Genomic DNA, 21,045 nt, shown 5'->3' with positions numbered 1-21,045 from the left:
ATGCCTTTCTTGTTTCGACTATTTGCTGCGCTGCCGTTGTGGCTATTGCATGGCCTGGGCGCTGTCCTGGGCTGGCTCACCTTTGCCGCCTCGCCTACCTACCGCCGGCGCTTTCTGGCCAATGCCCAGCAGGCGGGTTACCGCTTTGCCGATGTGAAAAAAGCCGTGGCCCATGCCGGCCGCATGGTGGCCGAGGTGCCGCGCCTGTGGTTTGGCGCGCCGCTGCCCTGCGATATCCATGGCGCCGAGGTGATCGAGCAGGCGCTGGCCGATGGCAAGGGGATTGTGTTTTTGACCCCGCACATGGGCTGCTTCGAGCTCTCGGCCCAGTACATGGCGCGGCGCTGGGGCGTGGTGCATGGTCCCATCACCGTGCTCTACCGCCCGGCACGCCAGGCCTGGCTGGCCAAGCTGATGGAGACGGCACGGGCCCGGCCCGGTCTGGCTTCGGCACCGACGACGATGGCGGGGGTGCGGCAGATGATCAAGGCCTTGCGCCAAGGCCATAGCGTGGGGCTGCTGCCCGACCAGGTGCCGCCCGATGGCCAGGGCATGTGGGTGCCGTTTTTTGGCAAGCCTGCCTACTCGATGACCTTGGCCGCCAAGTTGGCCCAGCAGACCGGTGCGGCTGTTATATTGGCGCGCTGTGTGCGCCGGCCACTGGGCCGGGGCTTTGATCTGTATGTGCGCGGCCTGCAGGCCCCGCTGGCCCAGGAGGCCGAAGCCGCCGTGCTGCAGATCAACCAGGAAATGGAGCGTTTGATCCGCGAGAGCCCTGAGCAATACCTCTGGGGCTATGCGCGCTACAAGCAGCCACGCAATCAGGCTGCCGCTCCTTCGGAAGGTCAAAAGCATGGGTAAGTTGTTTATCGGGTGGATGTGGCTGATGTCGCACCTGCCTTTGTCGGTATTGCGCGGCCTGGGCTGGTTGATGGGCCGCGTGCTGTTCTATCTGGTGCCCTCGCGCCGCCGCATTGCGCTGCGCAATCTGGAGCTGTGCTTTCCCGAAGCGAGTGAGGCGCAGCGCTTGGCCTGGGCCAAGGAAAGCTTTGTGGTGTTCTGCCAAACCTGGCTGGATCGCAGCTGGCTGTGGTTTGCGCCGCAAAAGACCTTGGAGAAACGCACCCGCATGACGGGTGCGCTGGAGGAGCTGGAAGGCGATACGCCAACCATCATCTTTGCACCGCACTTCTACAGCATGGATGCCGGGGGCACGGCGCTCACCATCCACTGCAGCCGGCCCTTCACCAGCATCTTCTCGACCCAGCCCAATGCCGATGTCGATGCCTGGATCCGCAAGGGCCGCCAGCGCTTTGGCGATGTGCGCATGCTCAACCGCGACGATGGCATCAAGCCCATCATTGCCAGCCTGCGCAAGGACCATGGGCTGTTGTACCTGCTGCCGGACATGGACTTTGGCCCGAGCGACTCGCTGTTTGTGCCTTACTTTGGTCAGGTGGTCGCGACCATTCCCTCGCTGTCGCGCTTTGCGCGGCTGGGCAAGGCCAAGGTGATTGGCATGTATACGCGGCTGACACCCCAGGGCTATGAGGTGACCATCTCGCCGGCCTGGCAGGATTTTCCGAGTGAGGATGTGGTGGCCGACACCACACGCCAGAACCGCGAGCTCGAAGCCCAGATCCGCAGCATGGTGCCCCAGTACTACTGGGTGCACAAGCGCTTCAAGACCCGGCCGGAAGGCGAGCCTTCGCTCTATGCATAAACAACAAAGGCCCTTTCGGGCCTTTGTTGTTCTGTGCCTTGGCTGGCGCGCGGCTTATTGACCGTCCGCAGGGGCTTCTGGCGCTGCAGGCGCGGCCTCGGGGCTGACCAGCCCTTCCGGATGCGACCACTGCCACAGCAGCTGGGCGACCTTGTCCACATTCTGCTTTTTCAGCGCGCTGAACAGCATCACCTCACCACCACCGGCATTGAGCTTGGTGATGGACAGGATCTTGGCCTGCTCGACGCGGGTCAGCTTGTCGGCCTTGGTCAGCAAAATCAAGAACTTGAGGCCTTGCTCCACGCGGGGGCGGATGATGTCCAGCAGGGCTTCGTCCAGCTCGGTCAGGCCCAGGCGCGGATCGCAGAGCAGCACAATGCCGGTCAGGCTGGGGCGGCTGACCAGGTAGTTCACCATGACCTGCTGCCAGCGTTTCTTGTCCTCGCGCGAGACGGCGGCATAGCCGTAACCGGGCAGGTCGGCCAGCACGGCATCGGTCACGCCCTTCTTGCCCAGCGAAAACAGGTTGATGTGCTGGGTGCGGCCGGGCTTTTTCGAGGCAAAGGCCAACTGGTTCTGCTGGGTCAGGGTGTTGATCGATGTGGACTTGCCCGCATTGGAGCGGCCCACAAAGGCGAACTCTGGCACATCGACGACAGGCAATTGGTGCAGCTGCGCAGCGGTGGTGAAGAAGCGGGCGGTGTGCATCCAGCCCAAAGCCGCCTTGCCATCGATTCCTGGGCTTGGCGTGTCTGCAACGGCTTGGGGGGTACTAGGTGTTGTCGTCATGTGCGTTCGAGTCTATCTAAGGCATCATTGTAGAATCTGGCCGCTTTGGCCTTATACCCATAAACCAGACAAAGACCCACGATATGAAGTTGATCGCCCCTTTGCTGACAACGGCTGTACTGGCTTTTTCTTCCGTTTCTGTGTATTCGGCGTCGGAGACGCCCAACCGGTCGCCCAAGCCGGACCTGGCCAAGGGGGAGGCCAGTTACACCGCCGTCTGCGTGGCCTGCCACAATGCCGACGGCAATGCCTCCATCGCCATCAACCCCAAACTGTCGCAGCAGCACCCCGAGTACCTGCTCAAGCAGCTGCAGGAGTTCAAATCCGGCAAGCGCAAGGACCCGGTGATGCAGGGCATGGTCGCAGGCCTTTCGGATGCGGACATGCTCAATATCTCGGCCTGGCTGGCCAGCAAGCCCGGCAAGCTGGGCTTTGCCAAGGACAAGGACAGCGTTGCCCTGGGCGAGCGCATCTACCGCGGCGGCCTGCCTGACCGCCAGATTGCCGCCTGCGCGGGCTGCCACAGCCCCAATGGCGCGGGCATTCCCGCGCAGTACCCCCGACTGTCTGGCCAGAACGCTGATTACGTCAGCAAGACCTTGCATGATTTCCGCGACGGCAAGCGCGGCAACAGCCTGCAGATGACAGGCGTCACCGCGAAGATGAACGACAAGGAAATCAAGGCGGTGTCGGACTATATTGCGGGCCTGCGCTAGGCCGGCGCCTTGTGCGTTGGGCCTGTGCTGCCAGGGGATAAGCCCCCGCGCCAAGACATTGAGCGCGTTGCTGGGCATTTTCCGGGCCTCAGGGCTATCCCTAGGGTTGCAGACTAAACTCGGCGTTCTGCGAACTTGTACTCTGGTGGCGACTCCATGGGGTGCGGACTGGCAGCGCAGCAGCGGTCCTGCTCCTGCTTTTCACCGATAGCGTCGTACCCATGTCTGAATCCTCTCCCCCGCAACCGCAGTTACAGCCTCAGTTGGGCACCCGTGCCGTCTATGAGATGCTGTCGTCGATGCGCTTTGCGATTGCGCTGCTGTCCATCATCTGCATTGCCTCGGTCATCGGCACCGTGCTGCGCCAGCATGAGCCGGCCGTCAACTACGTTAACCAGTTTGGCCCCTTCTGGGCGCAGCTGTTTCTGTCGCTCAAGCTCAATGCGGTCTACAGCGCCTGGTGGTTTCTGCTGATCCTGGCCTTCCTGGTGACCAGCACCAGCCTGTGCATTGCCAAGCATGCGCCCAAGTACCTGGCGGATTTGCGCCAGTACAAAGAGAATCTGCGCGTGCAAAGCCTGCAGGCCTTCCACCACCAGGCCAGTGCCCATTTGGCAGAGACCCCGGCGCAGGCGGCGCAGCGGGTGGGATCGCAACTGGCCGGTAGCGGCTGGAAGGTGCGCCTGCAAGAGCGCAGCGATGGCTGGATGGTGGCGGCCAAGGCCGGTGCCGCCCACAAGATTGGCTACCTGGCAGCGCACAGCGCCATCGTGCTGATCTGCCTGGGTGGTCTGCTGGATGGTGATTTGATTGTGCGCGCGCAAATGCTGCTGGGCGGCAAGACCACCTTCAGCGGCGGCGGCATGATTGCCGATGTGCCCGAGCAGCACCGGCTGTCCGCCAGCAACCCGACCTTCCGTGGCAACCTGATCGTGGCCGAAGGCGCACAGTCGGGCACGGCCATCCTCAACCAGTCGGACGGCATCCTGCTGCAGGATTTGCCGTTTTCGGTGGAACTGAAGAAATTCATCGTCGAGTACTACTCCACCGGCATGCCCCGGCTGTTTGCCAGCGAGGTGGTACTGCACGACAAGAAAACCGGTGCCTCGCTGGAAAAGCGCATCGAGGTGAACCATCCCGCCAGCTACCAGGGCATCGAAATCTACCAATCGAGCTTTGAAGACGGCGGATCGCGCCTGCAGCTGCGCGCGGTGCCGCTGGTACCGGGTATGAAGAGCTTTGAGGTGAAGGGCGAAGTGGGTGCCTCCACCCAGATCACGATGGGCGAGGGTCAGCCACCGCTGGAGATGGAGTTCACCGGCCTGCGCACCATCAATGTGGAAAACATGGGCGCCAACCCGGGCGATGCGGCACAAGGCGGCACCGATGTGCGCAAGGTGGATTTGAGATCCAGCCTGGACAACCACCTGGGCGCCGGCAACAAGGTGACCACGCCGCGCGATCTGCGCAATGTGGGCCCCAGCGTCAGCTACAAGCTGCGCGACGCCTCGGGCCAGGCGCGCGAGTTCAACAACTACATGCTGCCCGTCGACATGGGCGACGGCCAGCCGGTCTACCTCTGGGGTGTGCGCGAGACCCTGGCCGACCAGTTCCGCTACCTGCGCATTCCGGCGGATGATCAATCCAGCTACCGGGGCTTCTTGCGTTTGAAGGCGGCGCTGCAGACGCCGGCGATGCGCGAGCGGGCCGTGCAGCAGTATGTGGCAGGAGCCGTGGAGGCGAGCCGCCCTGCGCTGCGCGAGCAGCTTTATGCCTCGGCGCTCAAGGCCTTGGTGATTTTTGCAGGTGACGGCCAGGCGGGCGCGAGCAGCGTCACCGGCTTGCAGGCGATTTCGGCCTTCATGGAGCAAAATGTGCCCGAAGGCGAACGCGCCAAGGCGGGCGAAGTGCTGGTGCGCATCTTGAACGGTGTGCTGTTTGAGCTGATGCAGGTGGCGCGGGCCGACGAGGGCCTGGCACCGCTGGAGCCCAATGAGCAGACACAGCGCTTCATGACCCAGTCGGTGCTGTCGCTCAGCGATGCGCTGCTCTACCCGGAGCCGCTGGTGTTTGAGCTGACCCAGTTTGACCAGGTACAGGCCAGCGTCTTCCAGGTGGCCAAGGCACCGGGCAAGCTGGTTGTGTACCTGGGTTGCCTGTTCCTGATTCTGGGGGTATTTGCGATGCTGTATGTGCGCGACCGGCGCCTCTGGGTCTGGCTGGCGCCGCGCGCCGATGGCAGCGCCGATGCGCGCATGGCCTTGTCTACCAACCGCCGAACCCTGGATGTGGACCGCGATTTTGAGGGCCTGAGTCAAAAGCTTCTGGGTACGAGCCCCAGCGGAGAACAACGATGAATACTGCTTCCACCAACCTGCCGCCCGCCCAGGCGGGCACCGTGGTTCAAACGGTGCAACTCAACCCCGGCTATTTCAGCAGCCGCTCGGTCTGGGACTGGCTGTTTGCGTTGGCCTTGGCCATTGGCGGCGGTTTTGCGCTGTTTCTGTATGGCCACCATATGGATGGCTATGAAAAAGGCATCCTGATTGCATCGGTGCCGTTTTTCATCTGGCTGGGCTGGTTCTGGCGGCCCTTGCAGCTGTTGATGCTGGTGGTGGCTGCGCTGTCGCTGCTGGCCATTGGCCTGTACCGAGTCGATGGCGCAGGGCAGATCGCCCGCTCGGAAACGGTGTTTGGCCTCAAGTACTTTCTGTCCAGCCAGTCGGCCATCCTGTGGATGAGCGTGCTGTTCTTCATGAGCACGGTGTTTTACTGGATCGGCCTGCTGTCCAAGGGCGAGGGATCGGCGCTGACGGCGGTGGGCAGCCGCCTGACCTGGCTGGCCATTGTGATGGCGCTGGTGGGCACGATGGCGCGCTGGTATGAGAGCTACCTGATGGGGCCGGACATCGGCCATATCCCCGTCAGCAATCTCTATGAAGTGTTTGTGCTGTTTGCCTGGATGACGGCACTTTTCTACCTCTACTTTGAAGCGCACTACCAGACCCGGGCGCTGGGCGGCTTTGTGATGCTGGTGGTCAGTGCCTCGGTCGGTTTTCTGCTGTGGTACACCGTCGCCCGCCAGGCCCATGAGATCCAACCGCTGGTGCCCGCGCTGCAAAGCTGGTGGATGAAGCTGCATGTGCCGGCCAACTTTGTCGGCTACGGCACCTTTGCGCTGGCGGCCATGGTGGCGCTGGCCTACCTGCTGAAGGCCGCCACGCAGCGTGCGCTGTGGATCGGCCTGGTGCTGGTGCCCATGCTGGTGCTGGTGCTGCCGCTGGTGGCCTTCCGCATCTGGGGCGATGAGAGCCTCTACCCCTCGCTTGACAAGACCTTGCGCATGGCCTTGCCGCTGGAGCTGTTCTTCGGCCTGATGATTCTGCTGCGCAGCTGGATCAACCGGGGCACGCCGCGCCTGCAGATCATGGATGACCTGATGTACAAGGCCATCGCCGTGGGCTTTGCGTTTTTCACCATTGCCACCGTGCTGGGCGCACTCTGGGCGGCCGAGGCCTGGGGCGGCTACTGGAGCTGGGACCCCAAGGAGACCTGGGCGCTGATCGTTTGGCTGAACTATGCCGCCTGGCTGCACATGCGCCTTGTCAAGGGCCTGCGCGGTGCGGTCTCGGCCTGGTGGGCGCTGGTGGGCCTGGTGGTCACCACCTTTGCTTTCCTCGGTGTGAACATGTTCCTGTCGGGCTTGCACAGCTACGGCACGCTGTAAGCGCTGCGGAACAGGCTTACTGGGGGCGTTGCGGCTGCGGCGAGATAGGCTGTTGGGGCAGGGTGTAGTTCTGGTTGTCCATCAGATCGACCCCGCACATCAGGTGGTCGAGCCAGTCAAAGAACTGGGCAATGGCCGGGCCCATGATGGGCGCGCCGTGCTGGGGCACGATCAATGAGATATCCAACTGGCGCGCCATGGCCACCCACAGGCGCAGCACCTTGTTGGACACCATGTAGCGCCGGTGAAAGCCTTCCATGCGCGGAATATGCGGCGCCAGGTCGGTCACCGGCGTGCGTGCAATATAGCCATCGGTCATCGAAACGCCCAGGTCCCCGGTGAACAGGATGCGGCTGATCGGGTCGTAGAAATGGAAGTTGCCTTCCGCATGCAGAAAATGCGCCGGCAGGATGTGCAGCTGGCTTTGGCCCAGCGGCAGAATACCACCGGGGTCCTGCACGGGAATGACCCGGTTTTCCGTCTTGCCAACCTTGGTGAAATGCGGCACAAAGCGTTCCCAGACGCGGGAGATCACCAAGGATGCGCGGGTGGAGGTGAGCCAGCGGTCCAGCGAGGCGATGATGTCCGGGTCCGCATGCGAGGCGATCAGGTAGGACAGCTTGTGCGGCGAGAAATAGCGCACCATGCCCATGTAGAGCTCATTGAAGGCGAGGTTGCCGCCCGGATCGATGATGGCGCCGGTGCCATGGTCGACAATCAGGAACTGGTTGGCCTGCACGGCCTGCGCATCCTCTTCCACCAGATCGGTGAACATCAGGCAAGCGTGCTGCTCGTCACGGTACAGTTCCACAGGTTCCAACGCCATCTCTTCCGCCCAGTTATCAATTGCAACGGGCGTGACTGTAACGGGGTGTAGTGGGTTGGGCCTTGAGGTGGATCAAGGATGCGGGCTGCACACTTGCGCACAGCAGCCCGCGCTGAATCAGGGCTTGGCGGCCGGCTGCATCACGGTGGAGGGCTGCAGCTGGGGCTCAGGCCGATCTGGTGCGCTGGGATCCAGCGTTTGCGGCAATGTTGCGCGGTTGGCTGCTGCAGGCTCCGTCGGCAGATACAGCGGCCCGCGCTGGCCGCAAGCCGCCAATAGTGCCGCACCGGTGGCAAGGACAATGGTCCTGCATACAATTTGGTAAATACTCCACATTGAAGCATTGTAATGAACGAACTCGAATACCTGGATGCGGCCGAAAAACTCTTGCTGGCGGTTGAACAGACCTGCGACCGCATCAACGATGAAACCGATGCCGATATCGATGCCCAGCGCGTCGGTGGTCTGCTGACCCTGGTTTTTGCCAACCGCAGCCAGATCATCATCAACCTGCAGCCGCCGCTGCATGAGGTGTGGCTGGCGGCCAAGTCCGGTGGCTACCACTACAAGTTCGATGGCAGCGTGTGGCGTGACACCAAGACCGGCAATGATTTCTTTGCCGATCTGACCCGGGATGCCGGCGTGCAGTCGGGTCTGGCGCTGGTTTTCAAGGCCTGACGCGATACCCCCAATAAAAAGGCCAGCCCGTAGCGATACGGGCTGGCCTTTGCTTTGGGTGTTGGCGCTAGGTCAGTTGCGGAACAGATCCAGGATCTTGTTGCGCTCTTCCGAGTTGGGCGGCGGCACCATGGTGCCAGCGGTCGACGCGGGAGAGTCCAGGCCCAGGTTGGGGGCGCTGCGTGCGTACTCTTCGTAGAGCCAGTCACCGCCCACATTGACCAGGCCGCTGGGCGGCGTCATCTTGGCCACAGGCACATCCTTGAGTGCATGCTGCATGTAGTTGATCCAGATCGGCAGGCTCAGGCCACCGCCGTATTCGCGGGCACCCAGGCTGCGGGGGTTGTCATAACCCATCCAGACCACGGCCGCGTTGGTGGGCTGGAAGCCGGCGAACCAGGCGTCCACCGAGTCATTGGTGGTACCGGTCTTGCCATAGATGTCCGGGCGCTTGAGCTGGGCCTGGGCCTTGGCAGCGGTGCCGTAGCGGGCGACATCCTGCAGCAGCGAGTCCATCACAAAGGCATTGCGGGCATCGATGGCGCGCGGCAGGTCTTCGGTGGCTGGCGGTGCGAACTCCGACAGCACATTGCCGCGATGGTCGGTGATCTTGGCAATCAGATAAGGATTGACCCGGTGGCCACCGTTGGCGAACACCGAATAGGCGGACACCATCTGCATGGGCGTGACCGAGCCGGCGCCTAAGGCCATGGGCAGGTAGGGCGGCTGCTTGTCGGCATCAAAGCCGAACTTGGTCACCCATTCCTGGGCCTTTTTGGGGCCCACCGACTGCATCACGCGGATGGTCACCAGGTTCTTGGAGCGTGCCAGCGCCTGGCGCATGGTCATCGGGCCATCAAAGCGGCCGTCGGAGTTCTTCGGCTCCCAAGGCTGTTGGCCGGCAGATCCAGGGAAGCTCAGCGGTGCATCATTGATCACGGTGGTGGGCGAGAAGCCTTTTTCCAGCGCCGCCGAGTAGATAAAGGGCTTGAAGCTGGAGCCGGGCTGGCGCCAAGCCTGGGTCACATGGTTGAACTTGTTCTTGTCGAAATCAAAACCACCGACCAGCGCCTTGATGGCACCGCTGCGCGGATCGAGTGAGACAAAGGCGCCTTCCACCTCGGGCAGTTGGGTCAGCTCAAAGGTCTTCTTGGCGGTTTCCATGATGCGCACCACGGCGCCAGGGCGCAGCTTGGTGTTAGGCGGCGCCTTGTCGCTCAGGCCCGATTGCACGGGCTTGAGGCCTTCACCGGTGATCTCGATCGGATCGCCATCGGCGCGGATGACCACGACCTTGCGTGGTGCTGCCTCCAAAACCACGGCAGAGAGGATATTGCCGTTGTCCGGGTGCTGGGCCAGCACCTCGTCGATGGCCTCGTCTCGCTCCTGGCCGGCGGCCGGCAGGTTGATGAATTTCTCCGGGCCGCGATAGTGCTGGCGCTTTTCGTAGTCCATGATGCCCTTGCGCAGCGACTCATAGGCTTTTTCCTGGTCGCTGGCGATCAGGGTAGTGTAGACGTTGAGGCCACGGGTGTAGGCCTCGCTGCCGTACTGGGCAAAGATCAACTGGCGTGCCATTTCGGCCACATACTCGGCATGCACGCGGTTGTCTGCATAGCTGGAGCGGATCTTGAGTGATTCCTCACGTGCCTGGCTGGCCTGGGCGGGCGTGATGAAGTGGTTCTCTTCCATCCGGTCAATGATGTAGAGCTGGCGGATGCGGGCGCGCTTGGGGTTGCTGATCGGGTTGTAGGCCGAAGGGGCCTTGGGCAGGCCGGCGAGCATGGCTGCCTCGGCGACGGTCACATCCTTGAGCGGCTTGCCGAAATAGGTCTCGGATGCGGCCGAAAAGCCATAGGCACGGTTGCCTAAATAGATCTGGTTCATATAGATTTCCAGAATCTGATTCTTGCTCAAGGTGTGCTCTAGCTTCAGGGTCAGCAGGATCTCATATATCTTGCGGGTATAGGTTTTTTCAGACGACAGATAGACATTGCGGGCCACCTGCATCGTGATCGTGGACGCGCCCTGGGCCTTCTCGCGCCCCAGGTTGGCGAGCAAGGCGCGCGCCATGCCCTTGTAGTCCACACCGCTGTGCTCGAAGAAGCGCGTGTCTTCGATGGCCAGCACGGCGTCCACCATCACCTTGGGAATTTCGCCAATCGGCGTCAAATTGCGGCGTTCTTCGCCGAACTCGCCCAGCAAGGCGCCTTCGGAGGAGTAGACGCGCATCGGCAGCTTGGGGCGGTAGTCGGCCAGCTCGGAGACATCGGGCAGGTTGGGGTAGGCCATGGCCAGGCCCACGGCGACGACCGCCGCACCGGCGATGGCGCCAGCCACCAGCAAGGCCAGCAGCCAGCCAAAGAACTTCAGCGTCTTGGTGGCGAAGCTGGAGGGCTTGGCTTGCTTGGGGGATTTGGCGGGAGGCTTTTCAGGCGTTCTGCGCGAGATCGGAGCGTCTGGATTCATGGGGTCAGACCGTCGAGAGGAGCTTGCATAAGCAGGGAATGCTATCACGCGGCTGCTTTGGCTGGGGTGCGCGCCGGTTTTGAATTAGCTTGTGACAAATGTCATGCTGCGTCCAATGTATCCCTTGTATCGTATTGTTTTGACAACGAATTGGGTCTGAGCGCAGGTGGTTCTTTGCTGCACGACTATCTTGCTGATAGCATTCATAGGGGGTGTTAAGTTTTGTAGCTCAACATAGAGCAAATTAGGGAGGAGCCCATCTTGGTCTCAATGGGATCTTTGTTCCGACGCCAGCCGTCTAGCCTCTTGGGGATAGACGTGAGCGCGTCGAGCATCAAGTTGGTTGAACTGGGGAGGAATGGCAGCGGTCAATACATTGTTGAGCGCTGTGCACAGGAGCTGCTGGAGCCAGGCTGGGTCACCGAGTCAGGCATCGAGCGCTTTGACGAGGTGGCCGATTCCTTGCGGCGCCTGGTCAAGAAAAGCGGCACACGTACCAAGCAAGCTGCCTTGGCGTTGCCGCTTTCTGCCGTGATTCAAAAGAAGATTGTGCTGCCATCGGGGCTCTCGGAGCTGGAGATGGAGTTTCAAGTTGAATCAGAAGCTAACCAATACATACCATTTTCCCTCGACGAGGTGAACCTGGATTTCTACGTGATTGGCCCGTCTTCCAACTCGGTGGGCGATGTCGACGTACTGATCGCGGCTGCGCGCAAAGAAACAGTTCAAGACCGGCAAGGTCTGGCAGAAGCGGCAGGCCTGAAGCCCGTGGTGTTGGAGATTGAATCCAATGCCACTGCCCTGGCGGCCCGGCGCCTGATCGGCAATATGCCCAGCAAGGGCAAGGACGCCTTCATCGCCATTTTCGAAATTGGCGGTAATGCCTCCTTCCTGCAGATCATCCACAACAATCAGGTGATCTATGAGCGTGACCAGTCCTTCAATGGGGGGCAGCTCACGCAGATGATCATGCGCCAGTATGGCTTCTCGCAAGAAGAAGCTGAGCAGAAAAAGCGCGGTGGTGATTTGCCCGCTGACTACAAGCAAGTCGTGCTCAAGCCTTTTGTAGAAAGTGTCGGTCAAGAGATCAACCGCGCTCTGCAATTCTTCTTCACCAGCACCCCGCACAACCGCATTGACCACATCTTGTTGGCAGGCGGTTCCGCCGTTCTCAGCGGGCTGACGGATGCGGTGATCGATGCCACGGGTTTTGCGGCGTCTGCTGCCAACCCGTTTGAAGACATGGTGATGGATGCCGCCGTACGTTCGCGTGCCAAAAGCAAGGATTTCACCACCTATCTCACTGCCTGTGGCCTGGCGCTGCGGAGGTATGCAGCATGATTTTGATCAATCTGCTACCGCACCGCGAAGTTGCGCGCAAAAAGCGCAAAGAAAGTTTTCAGGCATCGATGGTGGCCGCCGCCCTGGTGGGTGCGCTGGCTTGCGGTGCTGTCTACATGTTTTACCAGTACCAGATCGATCAGCAAGCGGAGCGCAATGCACTGCTGACGCGCGAGATCAAGGCGCTGGATATCAAGATCGCCGATGTGGCCAAGATTGATGCGGAAATTGCTGCGCTGAAGGCGCGGCAGAAAGCGGTGGAGGATCTGCAATCCGACCGCAATCTGCCAGTGCATTTGCTCAATGAACTGGTACTGCAACTGCCTGATGGCGTCTACATCGAAAGCCTCAAGCAGCAGGACCAGACTGTGCAGATTCAGGGCATTGCTCAATCCAATGAGCGGGTGTCCGAATTGCTCAACAGTCTGGCGACCAAGACGCCTTGGCTGTCCAAGCCCGAATTGGTGGAGGTCGTCGGTACGACCACCCAGATCAATGCCCGTGAGCGTAAGCGAGTGGCTGGCTTCAACCTTCGTTTTGGCTTGGTGCGCTCCAGTGATGTGGAGCAGGCCAACAACGCGCAGGCGCTGAAAAAGTAAGGGCGGCCATGGCAACGAAAAATATTCAAATGGGTGATGCGCTGAAGAACTTTCAGCGCCAGTTTCAAAACCTCGACCCCAAGGACCCTTCCGTTTGGCCGGCCGCACCACGTGCGGTGCTGTTGGTATTTATTGCCGCCGTAGTGATTGGCCTGGGCTGGTATGCCTACCTGAGCAGTTTTGAAGACGAGCTGACCGCCTCACAAGCGCAGGAACTCCAACTCAAGGAAGACTACAAGACCCGCTTGCGCAAAGCTGTCAATCTTGATGCGCTGCGCAAACAGCGTGAGCAGGTCTTGCAGTACGTGACCCAGCTGGAAAAGCAACTGCCGAGCAAGGCAGAAATGGCAGCCCTGCTGTCGGACATCAACCAGGCGGGCATTGGCCGCAGCCTGCAGTTTGACTTGTTCAAGCCTGGGCAGACGGTGGTTCGTGACTACTATGCCGAACTGCCTATTACGTTGCAGGTAAATGGCAGGTACCACGATATCGGTTTCTTCGCTGCAGACGTGGCCAATCTCTCGCGTATTGTGACCTTGAACAATATTGCGTTGGCACCAACGAATAAGGACAGTGCGACCTTGGTGTTGAATGCAACCGCAAGAACCTTCCGTTATTTGGATCCGCAAGAACTCCAAGAGCAGCAAGCTGCGAAGTCCAAACAGAATGGGAAGAAGTAGGGTGGGATATGCATACTTTGTCTAAATGGATTGGAGCTGCGCTGGCGGTATCGCTGCTGGCAGCTTGTAGTGATGAGAGTGATGACCTGCAGCAATGGATGCAGCAGGAACAGGCGAGCACCCGGCCTTCGGTCAAGCCCATCACGGCGCCTAAGGAATTTGTTCCCCAGGGCTATTTGGCCAGTGCGACCCTGGACCCTTTCAGCAAGGAGCGGCTGGCAGCTTTGCTGGGTGCGAGCGCCAATGCACCTGCAACCATCTCGGATGCCCTGGTGGCGCCGGAGCGCGCGCGACGCAAAGAGCAGCTCGAGTCGTTTCCGCTCGACACCATTTCGATGGTGGGCTTTTTGAAAAAGGGCAGCCAGGATGTGGCCCTGGTCAAGGCCGATAGCCTGATCTACCAGGTCAGCAAGGGCATGTACATGGGCCAGAATTACGGAAAGATAAAAAGCATCAACGAGAGCGCAATCACCCTGCGGGAGATTGTGCAAGATGGTGTGGGTGAATGGATAGAGAGAGATGCAGTGCTTGAGCTGCAGGAGGCCAAAAAATGAAGAAATTCAGCGTACTTATTCCTTTGATGGCCATGCTGCTGCCATCCTGGGCGCTGGCGCAGGGACGCATCAACAAAGTCTCGACCCTGGTGCGTGACGGCGTGGAAATGGTCAAGATCGAGACCGACGGCGCGCCGCTGGTCATGCCGGAAACCTTTAGCATCCAATCGCCCGCGCGCGTGGTATTGGACTTGCCAGGGTTTAAGAGTGCGATGCCCAACAACCGCTTGGAGCTCAACCAGGGCAATCTGCGTTCCTTGAATGTCGTGGAGACGGACACCAAGGCCCGCGTGGTACTGAACCTGAAGGAAAGCACCAACTACAAGACGGAAGTCAGCGGCAATGACCTGCTGGTGGCTCTGGAGCCTGCTGCGAAGGCAGTCGCCAGCGCCAATACGCAAAACACCCAGTTTGCCGAAGATGGCAACAACTACTCGCAGCCACTGTCGGACCTGGATTTCCGCCGTGGTACCGATGGTGCGGGTCGTCTGGTGATCTCCTTGCCCAACAACAAGGTGGGCGTGAATATTTCCAAGCAAGGCGATGGCCTGACCTTGGAGCTGCAGCACACCCTGCTGCCCGAAGCCCTGCGCCGCAAGCTCGATGTGGCTGACTTTGGCACGCCTGTCGGCATGATCTCGGCACGCCAAGCGGGCAGCACCGTGTTTGTGCAGCTGAAAAATTCTGGCGAGTGGGAGCACAGCGCGTACCAAAGCGACAACCAGTTTGTCGTCGAAGTGCGCCAGCGCAAGACCGATCCAAACAAGCTGGGTTCTTCGGGCACTTTCACCGGCGAAAAGCTGTCGTTGAGCTTCCAGAACATTGAAGTGCGTTCGCTGCTGCAGGTGATTGCCGACTTCACCAACTTCAATATCGTCACTTCGGACACCGTCAATGGCGCACTGACCCTGCGCCTGAAGGATGTTCCCTGGGACCAGGCCTTGCAGATCATTCTGGATGCCAAGGGCCTGGGCATGCGCAAGTCCGGTACGGTGCTGTGGATTGCACCTAAGGACGAAATCGATGAACGCATCCAGAAAGACTTTGATGCCGTTGCCAAGCTGGAAGACAAGGTGCCGCTGCAGACCCAGGCCTTCCAACTGAACTACGCCAAAGCGACTGAGTTGCTCAAGCAAATCACCAGCAATACTGGCGGCGGTGGTGGTGGTACCGGCGGCACCCAAAGTCGTTTTCTGACGGCGCGCGGTTCGGCCATTGCAGAGCCTCGTACCAACCAGCTGTTCATCACCGATATCCCCGCCAAGCTCGAAGAGTTCCGCCGTCTGCTGGTCAGCCTGGATATTCCTGTTCGCCAAGTGCTGATCGAAGCGCGCATTGTGGAAGCGCGTGACACCTTTGGCCGAGCGTTGGGCGTCCGCCTGGGCGGCGGCGATATGCGCGCCGCCAGTGGCGGTGATGGCGGCTACAGCATTGGTGGCGGAAACCGCGTGGGCTTTGGCACCAGCTATGACAATGCGGTGGGGACCACAGGGATGGGCGGAACCAATACATCCACTGGTAACTTCGTCAATCTGCCCGCAGCCGCTCTGTCCACCGGGGCTAGCAGTGGTACATTTGCGCTGTCCATTTTCAACTCAGCCGCTAACCGCTTTTTGTCGCTGGAATTGTCAGCGATGGAAGCAGATGGCAAGGGCAAGATTGTCTCCAGTCCACGTTTGATCACTGCGGATCAAACCAAGGCTCTGATCGAGCAAGGTACGGAAATTCCATACCAGAACTCGGCCCAGAATGGTGCGACGACGGTGGAATTCAAAAAAGCGGTGTTGAAGCTAGAAGTGGTGCCTCAGATCACACCTGAAGGGAGCATCATCTTGGACTTGGATGTCTCCAAGGATTCCCAGGGTGCGAATACCACGGCAGGCCCCGCAATCGATACCAAGCATATCAAGACCCAGGTGCTGGTGGAAAATGGCGGAACCGTGGTGATTGGCGGTATTTTCGAGCTGTCCGAGACATCGACCACCAACAAGATCCCTTTGTTGGGAGATATTCCCGTGGTGGGAAATCTGTTCAAGAACAATGTTCGTGAATCGGAAAAGCGCGAAATGCTGGTATTCATCACCCCAAAGATGATTTCAGACCGCGGTGAAATGCGTTAATTAAGATAGACAGGGAGAGTTATGAGAAATTTGTTGAAACCCTTGGTGCTGGTCGCCCCGCTGCTGTTGGCCGCATGTGGCGGCGGTGGTGGCAGTGGTGGTGAATCGCAGCAGCAGTACAGCATCAAGCTGACGGCCTCCAAGGCTACAGTGCCCGTGAATGTTGGTGGTAGTTTGCCAGGCTATGGAAACGGGGACTACTACCCCTACATGTCTACACTCTACATCCAGGCCAGCGCAGGCAATAACCCAATTCCTAACCAGGAAGATGGTGCTTTCTCCTGCAATATCACCTCGGGTCTGGACTCCGGCGCGCTTTATTACCTGGATGGTAAGGATGAGCATACCGTGGAGATCCCATCCGGAACTACCACTGCCAAGGTTCCAGGCGCGTATCGCAATATCACCCTGGGCTCCAACGCCGGTGGTGCGTCGTTCCATATCATCTCGCACGACATTGCCGGAGAAGTTACCGTACAGTGCAGCGTGACCGATCCACGTGATAGCAAGGTGTACAGCGACCGTGCAACGGTAAAGGTAGGCGGTGGTAGCACCGCAACCCCTGCAACGGTCACCCTGACCAAGCAGACCGCCTACGTTGGTTCGCGTGACAACCTGAACAATATCCCCAACAGCGTGGTGGTGCAGGCAATCCTCAAGAACGACAATGACCAGCCAGTGAGCAGCGCGGGCAATGCCAATCTGCAGGTCAGCATTGTGCCCAATGCTGCCTCGGATGGCGCCAAGCTGCTGGCCAACGGCCAGTCCAACGGTGGTTCCATGCAGATCAACACCGTCAATGGTGTGGGTCAGTTCTCGGTGGCTAGCGGCCCAGCATCGGGCTCCCTGTTGCTGCGTCTGACCGTGGACCGCGCTGACAATGATGTCTCCAACGGTATCCAGGATCCCATCACGCAATACGCCGTGATTCCCGTGGTGCATGCGATTGCAACCAGCGCGCTGAGCATTCCTGATTCGGAATTGACCCAGACTGTGCAGAATGCTGCTCCTTATGCCCATGCCTTGATTGCCGAAGGCGGTGTGGCCCCCTTCCTGTGGTCCACCAGTTCGACCCTGCCTGCCGGTTTGAGTCTGAGTTCCGATGGCTTGATCTCGGGTACGCCTAATGTCAAGACCCCCGGTGCGTACACCATTGTGCTGAATGTGCGTGATGCCAATGGCGCAGTTGCACGCAACACCTTGGTGCTGACCGTGGTGGGTAACCTGCCAGACACCCCTGTAGCTTTCACCATCAATGGTTGCACCGGCTCTTCGACCACGCCTTGCGAAATTGCATCGATGGATGTGGGAACCTCTTACACCTACGCCTTCACGGCGACGGGTGACAATGTGACCTGGGTTCTGGAAGGTGCGCCAGGTTGGATGCAGGTGGTGGGTCAAGGCTCGACTGGCCGCATCGGCTCGGGTTCATTGTTGACCTGTGCGCAAGTCGGTACCTACCGCATGTTTGTGACGGCAAAGAACTCCGCTAACTCGGTGACCCGTGAAGTAACCTTCCGGATCACGGACACGGCCAAGACCTGTACGGAGGAAGAACCAACGACACCCACGACACCCACGACACCGTGATAGCGTTGTTGTAGACCCTTCCAACGGGTCTAGCCCAAGAAACCTCCGGCCCGCCGGAGGTTTTTTTATGCCCGCCATTGCCCTATCATGTGCAGTCCGTTTTCAGGATGTAGCGCGATGGCACCTTCCGTGTGTTTGATTGGGCTGCCCGGCAGTGGTAAATCCACCATCGGCCGGCAGCTGGCACGCCTTTGGGGTGTGGATTTTGTCGATTCCGACCATGTGATCGAGGCGCAGCTGGGCTGCACGATCAAGGAGTACTTCTCAGCCCAGGGCGAGCAGGCTTTTCGCGATGTCGAGGCCCAGGTGATTGCCGCGTTGGCGACACGGGAGCGGGCCTGCATTCTGTCTACTGGCGGTGGCGCCGTGCTACGGCCCGAGAACCGCACCGTGCTGCATGCCCACACGACGGTGTTCTACCTGCATTCCAGCCCCGAAGACATTGCCCGGCGCCTGCGCAACGATACCGGCCGGCCGCTGCTGCAGGGCGATGACACGCTCAAGCGCCTCAAGGACCTGCTGGCTGTGCGTGCCGCCCTGTACGAAGAGACGGCGCACTACACCATCGACACCTTGCGTTGTGGTACCGGCCAGGTCATGCGCAAGGTCAGCATGCAGGCCGAGCTTGCCGGCTTGGTGCCGCAGCTGGGCGCGAATCTGGCAACTCCCCGATAATGGGCGGGCGAAACCGTACAACTTCCCGACGCAAACACCTGTGACCGACACTGTTCATATTGACCTGGGCGACCGCTCCTACCCCATCCTGATTGCTTCTGGCTTGCTTGCCCAGGCGGACACCTTTGCGCACTGCCCCAAAGCCTCGCAGGCGCTGATCGTCAGCAATGACACGGTTGCCCCGCTCTATGCCCGCCAACTGCAGGCTGCGTTGGCGCCCCACTACCCCAAGGTCGAACTGGTAGTGCTGCCCGATGGCGAAGCGCACAAGAACTGGACAACCCTGCAAGGCATCTTTGATGCCCTGATGCAAAACGGCGCCGATCGCAAGACGGTGCTTTTTGCTTTGGGGGGCGGTGTCGTGGGCGATATGACCGGCTTTGCTGCGGCCAGCTTTATGCGCGGCGTGCCTTTTGTGCAGGTGCCCACCACCTTGCTGTCCCAGGTGGATTCGTCTGTCGGCGGCAAGACCGGCATCAACCATCCGCTGGGCAAGAACATGATCGGCGCCTTCTACCAGCCCCAACTGGTGGTCTGCGACCTGGACACCTTTGACACCTTGCCCGCGCGCGAACTGAGCGCCGGTCTGGCCGAAGTCATCAAATACGGCCCGATTGCGGACATGGCCTTCATGGATTGGCTGGAGGCCGAGATGCCTGCGCTGATCGCTGGCGACAAGCGCGCGCTGGCCCATGCCGTGCGCCGCAGCTGCGAGATCAAGGCCGATGTGGTCTCGAAGGACGAGCGCGAGGCGGACCTGCGCGCTATTCTGAACTTTGGCCACACCTTTGGCCACGCCATCGAAGCTGGCATGGGCTATGGCGTCTGGCTGCATGGCGAAGGCGTCGGCGCCGGCATGGTGATGGCCGCCGAGCTGTCCCAGCGTCTGGGCCTGGTCGATGCGGCCTTTGTACAGCGCCTGCGCGCCTTGATTGCACGTGCGGGCTTGCCGGTGCGCGGTGCCATTCTGGATGCTGATGACAATGCGGGCCGCTATCTCGAACTGATGCGCCACGACAAGAAATCCCAGGCTGGTGCGATCCGCTTTGTGCTGATCGATGGCCCAGGTAAGGCGGTGGTACGCGAAGCGCCCGATGCGCTGGTGCGCGAAGTCATCGACCTCTGCTGCACCGAGGCAGCACAGGCCTGAGCGGATGGACCGCCCAGCGCCGCTGATGCAGCCAGCCGAGCCCCAGCAAGTCTGGACCGAGCTGGGCCTGGCGCCTTATGCCTGCTTCTCCCACCACAGCCAGGGCCGTCTGCATGCGCAAGAGGCGGCGCCCACGCGCAGCGCCTTCCAGCGCGACCGCGACCGCATCGTCCACTCCACCGCGTTCCGCCGTCTGGTCTACAAGACCCAGGTTTTTTTGAACCATGAAGGCGACCTGTTTCGCACCCGCCTCACGCACTCGATCGAGGTGGCGCAACTGGGTCGCTCGGTGGCGCGGGCGCTACGCATCAATGAAGACCTGACCGAAGCCATCTGCCTGGCCCATGACCTGGGCCACACGCCTTTTGGCCATGCGGGCCAGGATGTGCTCAATGACTGCATGCAGGACTTTGGCGGCTTTGAGCACAATATGCAGAGCCTGCGCGTGGTCGATACGCTGGAAGAGCGCTACCCCGATTACAGCGGTCTGAACCTCTGCTTTGAAACCCGGGAAGGGATTCTGAAGCACTGCTCCGCCAAGCATGCGCGGCAGCTGGAGGCCCGTGAACCCGGTGGCGTAGGCCAGCGTTTCCTGCTTGGCCAGCGGCCTGGTCTGGAAGCCCAACTGGCCAATCTGGCCGATGAGATCGCCTACAACGCCCATGATGCCGACGACGGCGTGCGCTCCGGCCTGATCAGCCTGGAGCAGTTGATGGGCGTGCCGCTGTTTGCCCGCTATGCCCAAGAGGCACTGGCCGAGTACCCACAGTTGCAGGAGCCGCGCTGGCAGCGCAAATGGCTGTACGAGGCCACGCGCCGCATGCTCAGCGAGCAGATCTACGACGTGATCCGCCACACCAGCGCAGGCCTGCAGGCTGCGCAGCCGGCCGATGTGGATGCCGTGCGCCAGCTGCCCGCCCTGGTCGGTTTCAGCAGCACGATGGCGGCCGAGTCGGCCGAGCTCAAGCGCTTTTTGTTCAAGAACCTGTACCGCCACCCGCAGGTGGTGCAGACCACCGGCCAGGCCAAGGTCGTGGTGCGCGAGCTGTTTGACATCTACCTGGCCGACCCCGCCCAAATGAAGCCGCGCTTTGCCGCCCGTGCCGCCGGTCTGGACCCGATCGCTTGCGCCCGCGTGGTGGCCGATTTCATCGCCGGCATGACCGACCGCTATGCCCTGCGCGAGCATGAGCGCCTGACCGGCCAGCGCGTGCTGGTGCCCTGACAGCCGGACGCCTGCACGCCGGGCATGGCTTAGCGCTGCAAGTGGCAAAGCGCCCCTCGCTACAATGGCAGGCCCAGCGTCAGCCTCTGCCTGCCTGCGGCCCTGCGCCGCCCTTGCGCCTGGCGCCCACCCCTTTGCAGGGTGATGGCGCGCAGACGGCCCCCGCTGGCCACCTATAACTCC

19 protein-coding genes are annotated in these 21,045 nt (G+C 60.7%); 15 read left to right on the top strand and 4 right to left on the bottom strand.

Annotated features, from left to right (window positions below; translation table 11 throughout):
* Together EDF71_RS12565 and EDF71_RS12560 are read left to right on the top strand one after the other, a co-directional pair.
* Positions 1-861, top strand: a complete 861-nt coding sequence (locus EDF71_RS12565; protein ID WP_133856925.1) for a lysophospholipid acyltransferase family protein — start codon at positions 1-3, stop codon at positions 859-861.
* On the top strand, positions 854-1,723 hold the full coding sequence (locus EDF71_RS12560; protein ID WP_133856924.1) for a lipid A biosynthesis acyltransferase: 870 nt from the start codon (positions 854-856) through the stop codon (positions 1,721-1,723). Before EDF71_RS12565 ends, EDF71_RS12560 begins: the two co-directional genes overlap by 8 nt.
* Positions 1,724-1,777: 54 nt before the next feature.
* On the opposite strand, the gene yihA is transcribed toward EDF71_RS12560, so the two are convergent.
* The gene (gene yihA, locus EDF71_RS12555) at positions 1,778-2,512 is read right to left on the bottom strand and encodes a ribosome biogenesis GTP-binding protein YihA/YsxC (RefSeq protein WP_133856923.1); all 735 of its coding nucleotides are present in this window, start codon (positions 2,510-2,512) and stop codon (positions 1,778-1,780) included.
* Between the two features lie 83 nt (positions 2,513-2,595).
* On the opposite strand from yihA, the gene EDF71_RS12550 reads away from it, so the two are divergent.
* The 3 genes from EDF71_RS12550 to ccsB all read left to right on the top strand — a co-directional run bounded on the left by EDF71_RS12550 (position 2,596) and on the right by ccsB (position 6,955).
* Positions 2,596-3,228: a c-type cytochrome gene (locus EDF71_RS12550; RefSeq protein ID WP_133856922.1), complete on the top strand. Its 633-nt coding sequence runs from the start codon at positions 2,596-2,598 to the stop codon at positions 3,226-3,228.
* Between the two features lie 221 nt (positions 3,229-3,449).
* Positions 3,450-5,585 carry a cytochrome c biogenesis protein ResB gene (locus EDF71_RS12545; RefSeq protein WP_243854282.1) on the top strand — a complete coding sequence of 712 codons (2,136 nt, stop codon included), beginning with the start codon at positions 3,450-3,452 and terminating at the stop codon, positions 5,583-5,585.
* Complete coding sequence (gene ccsB / locus EDF71_RS12540; protein ID WP_133856921.1) at positions 5,582-6,955, top strand: c-type cytochrome biogenesis protein CcsB; 1,374 nt, start codon at positions 5,582-5,584, stop codon at positions 6,953-6,955. Before EDF71_RS12545 ends, ccsB begins: the two co-directional genes overlap by 4 nt.
* A 16-nt stretch (positions 6,956-6,971) precedes the next feature.
* Here the strand turns inward: ccsB and EDF71_RS12535 are convergent, their stop codons facing one another.
* Both EDF71_RS12535 and EDF71_RS12530 read right to left on the bottom strand, forming a co-directional pair.
* Positions 6,972-7,781, bottom strand: coding sequence for an MBL fold metallo-hydrolase (locus tag EDF71_RS12535; protein WP_133856920.1), 810 nt, complete (start codon positions 7,779-7,781; stop codon positions 6,972-6,974).
* A gap of 117 nt (positions 7,782-7,898) precedes the next feature.
* Positions 7,899-8,117, bottom strand: coding sequence for a lipoprotein (locus EDF71_RS12530; RefSeq protein WP_133856919.1), 219 nt, complete (start codon positions 8,115-8,117; stop codon positions 7,899-7,901).
* A 12-nt stretch (positions 8,118-8,129) separates the two neighbouring features.
* Between EDF71_RS12530 and cyaY the strand changes: the two genes are divergently transcribed.
* Positions 8,130-8,459: an iron donor protein CyaY gene (gene cyaY / locus EDF71_RS12525; RefSeq protein WP_133856918.1), complete on the top strand. Its 330-nt coding sequence runs from the start codon at positions 8,130-8,132 to the stop codon at positions 8,457-8,459.
* A gap of 72 nt (positions 8,460-8,531) precedes the next feature.
* On the opposite strand, the gene EDF71_RS12520 is transcribed toward cyaY, so the two are convergent.
* Positions 8,532-10,928, bottom strand: a complete 2,397-nt coding sequence (locus EDF71_RS12520; protein ID WP_133856917.1) for a penicillin-binding protein 1A — start codon at positions 10,926-10,928, stop codon at positions 8,532-8,534.
* 261 nt (positions 10,929-11,189) lie between these two features.
* On the opposite strand from EDF71_RS12520, the gene EDF71_RS12515 reads away from it, so the two are divergent.
* From EDF71_RS12515 to EDF71_RS12475, 9 genes are all read left to right on the top strand, one after another.
* Positions 11,190-12,269, top strand: coding sequence for a pilus assembly protein PilM (locus EDF71_RS12515; protein ID WP_133856916.1), 1,080 nt, complete (start codon positions 11,190-11,192; stop codon positions 12,267-12,269).
* The gene (locus EDF71_RS12510; protein WP_133856915.1) at positions 12,266-12,868 is read left to right on the top strand and encodes a PilN domain-containing protein; all 603 of its coding nucleotides are present in this window, start codon (positions 12,266-12,268) and stop codon (positions 12,866-12,868) included. Before EDF71_RS12515 ends, EDF71_RS12510 begins: the two co-directional genes overlap by 4 nt.
* An 8-nt stretch (positions 12,869-12,876) precedes the next feature.
* The gene (locus tag EDF71_RS12505) at positions 12,877-13,548 is read left to right on the top strand and encodes a type 4a pilus biogenesis protein PilO (protein WP_133856914.1); all 672 of its coding nucleotides are present in this window, start codon (positions 12,877-12,879) and stop codon (positions 13,546-13,548) included.
* A gap of 8 nt (positions 13,549-13,556) precedes the next feature.
* On the top strand, positions 13,557-14,102 hold the full coding sequence (locus tag EDF71_RS12500; protein WP_133856913.1) for a pilus assembly protein PilP: 546 nt from the start codon (positions 13,557-13,559) through the stop codon (positions 14,100-14,102).
* Positions 14,099-16,222 carry a type IV pilus secretin PilQ gene (locus EDF71_RS12495; RefSeq protein ID WP_133856912.1) on the top strand — a complete coding sequence of 708 codons (2,124 nt, stop codon included), beginning with the start codon at positions 14,099-14,101 and terminating at the stop codon, positions 16,220-16,222. The genes EDF71_RS12500 and EDF71_RS12495 overlap by 4 nt, the downstream gene beginning before the upstream one ends.
* Before the next feature lie 21 nt (positions 16,223-16,243).
* Entirely contained in the window at positions 16,244-17,812 is a 1,569-nt protein-coding gene (locus tag EDF71_RS12490; RefSeq protein WP_133856911.1) for an Ig domain-containing protein, read from the top strand.
* 117 nt (positions 17,813-17,929) lie between these two features.
* Positions 17,930-18,487: a shikimate kinase gene (locus EDF71_RS25290; RefSeq protein ID WP_133856910.1), complete on the top strand. Its 558-nt coding sequence runs from the start codon at positions 17,930-17,932 to the stop codon at positions 18,485-18,487.
* A gap of 40 nt (positions 18,488-18,527) precedes the next feature.
* Positions 18,528-19,637 (top strand): 3-dehydroquinate synthase, encoded by a 1,110-nt coding sequence (gene aroB / locus EDF71_RS12480; protein WP_133856909.1) that lies wholly within the window; start codon positions 18,528-18,530, stop codon positions 19,635-19,637.
* A 25-nt stretch (positions 19,638-19,662) separates the two neighbouring features.
* Positions 19,663-20,862, top strand: a complete 1,200-nt coding sequence (locus EDF71_RS12475; protein WP_166656528.1) for a deoxyguanosinetriphosphate triphosphohydrolase — start codon at positions 19,663-19,665, stop codon at positions 20,860-20,862.
* The last annotated feature ends 183 nt before the right edge of the window (positions 20,863-21,045 follow it).

It is taken from the genome of Comamonas sp. JUb58 (genome assembly GCF_004364775.1).
GTDB lineage: Bacteria > Pseudomonadota > Gammaproteobacteria > Burkholderiales > Burkholderiaceae_C > Comamonas.
Note: the sequence above shows the minus strand (reverse complement) of the source record. Positions and strands in the feature narration are given on the sequence as shown.

What these genes read in the sequence shown, in the direction of transcription:
- EDF71_RS12530 (WP_133856919.1), bottom strand. Translation starts at nt 8,117, where the DNA reads ATGTGGAGTATTTACCAAATTGTATGCAGGACCATTGTCCTTGCCACC.
- EDF71_RS25290 (WP_133856910.1), top strand. Translation starts at nt 17,930, where the DNA reads ATGGCACCTTCCGTGTGTTTGATTGGGCTGCCCGGCAGTGGTAAATCC.
- EDF71_RS12490 (WP_133856911.1), top strand. Translation starts at nt 16,244, where the DNA reads ATGAGAAATTTGTTGAAACCCTTGGTGCTGGTCGCCCCGCTGCTGTTG.
- EDF71_RS12560 (WP_133856924.1), top strand. Translation starts at nt 854, where the DNA reads ATGGGTAAGTTGTTTATCGGGTGGATGTGGCTGATGTCGCACCTGCCT.
- EDF71_RS12510 (WP_133856915.1), top strand. Translation starts at nt 12,266, where the DNA reads ATGATTTTGATCAATCTGCTACCGCACCGCGAAGTTGCGCGCAAAAAG.
- EDF71_RS12545 (WP_243854282.1), top strand. Translation starts at nt 3,450, where the DNA reads ATGTCTGAATCCTCTCCCCCGCAACCGCAGTTACAGCCTCAGTTGGGC.
- EDF71_RS12495 (WP_133856912.1), top strand. Translation starts at nt 14,099, where the DNA reads ATGAAGAAATTCAGCGTACTTATTCCTTTGATGGCCATGCTGCTGCCA.
- EDF71_RS12565 (WP_133856925.1), top strand. Translation starts at nt 1, where the DNA reads ATGCCTTTCTTGTTTCGACTATTTGCTGCGCTGCCGTTGTGGCTATTG.
- EDF71_RS12550 (WP_133856922.1), top strand. Translation starts at nt 2,596, where the DNA reads ATGAAGTTGATCGCCCCTTTGCTGACAACGGCTGTACTGGCTTTTTCT.
- yihA (WP_133856923.1), bottom strand. Translation starts at nt 2,512, where the DNA reads ATGACGACAACACCTAGTACCCCCCAAGCCGTTGCAGACACGCCAAGC.
- cyaY (WP_133856918.1), top strand. Translation starts at nt 8,130, where the DNA reads ATGAACGAACTCGAATACCTGGATGCGGCCGAAAAACTCTTGCTGGCG.
- ccsB (WP_133856921.1), top strand. Translation starts at nt 5,582, where the DNA reads ATGAATACTGCTTCCACCAACCTGCCGCCCGCCCAGGCGGGCACCGTG.
- EDF71_RS12520 (WP_133856917.1), bottom strand. Translation starts at nt 10,928, where the DNA reads ATGAATCCAGACGCTCCGATCTCGCGCAGAACGCCTGAAAAGCCTCCC.
- EDF71_RS12505 (WP_133856914.1), top strand. Translation starts at nt 12,877, where the DNA reads ATGGCAACGAAAAATATTCAAATGGGTGATGCGCTGAAGAACTTTCAG.
- EDF71_RS12535 (WP_133856920.1), bottom strand. Translation starts at nt 7,781, where the DNA reads ATGGCGTTGGAACCTGTGGAACTGTACCGTGACGAGCAGCACGCTTGC.
- EDF71_RS12475 (WP_166656528.1), top strand. Translation starts at nt 19,663, where the DNA reads ATGCAGCCAGCCGAGCCCCAGCAAGTCTGGACCGAGCTGGGCCTGGCG.
- EDF71_RS12500 (WP_133856913.1), top strand. Translation starts at nt 13,557, where the DNA reads ATGCATACTTTGTCTAAATGGATTGGAGCTGCGCTGGCGGTATCGCTG.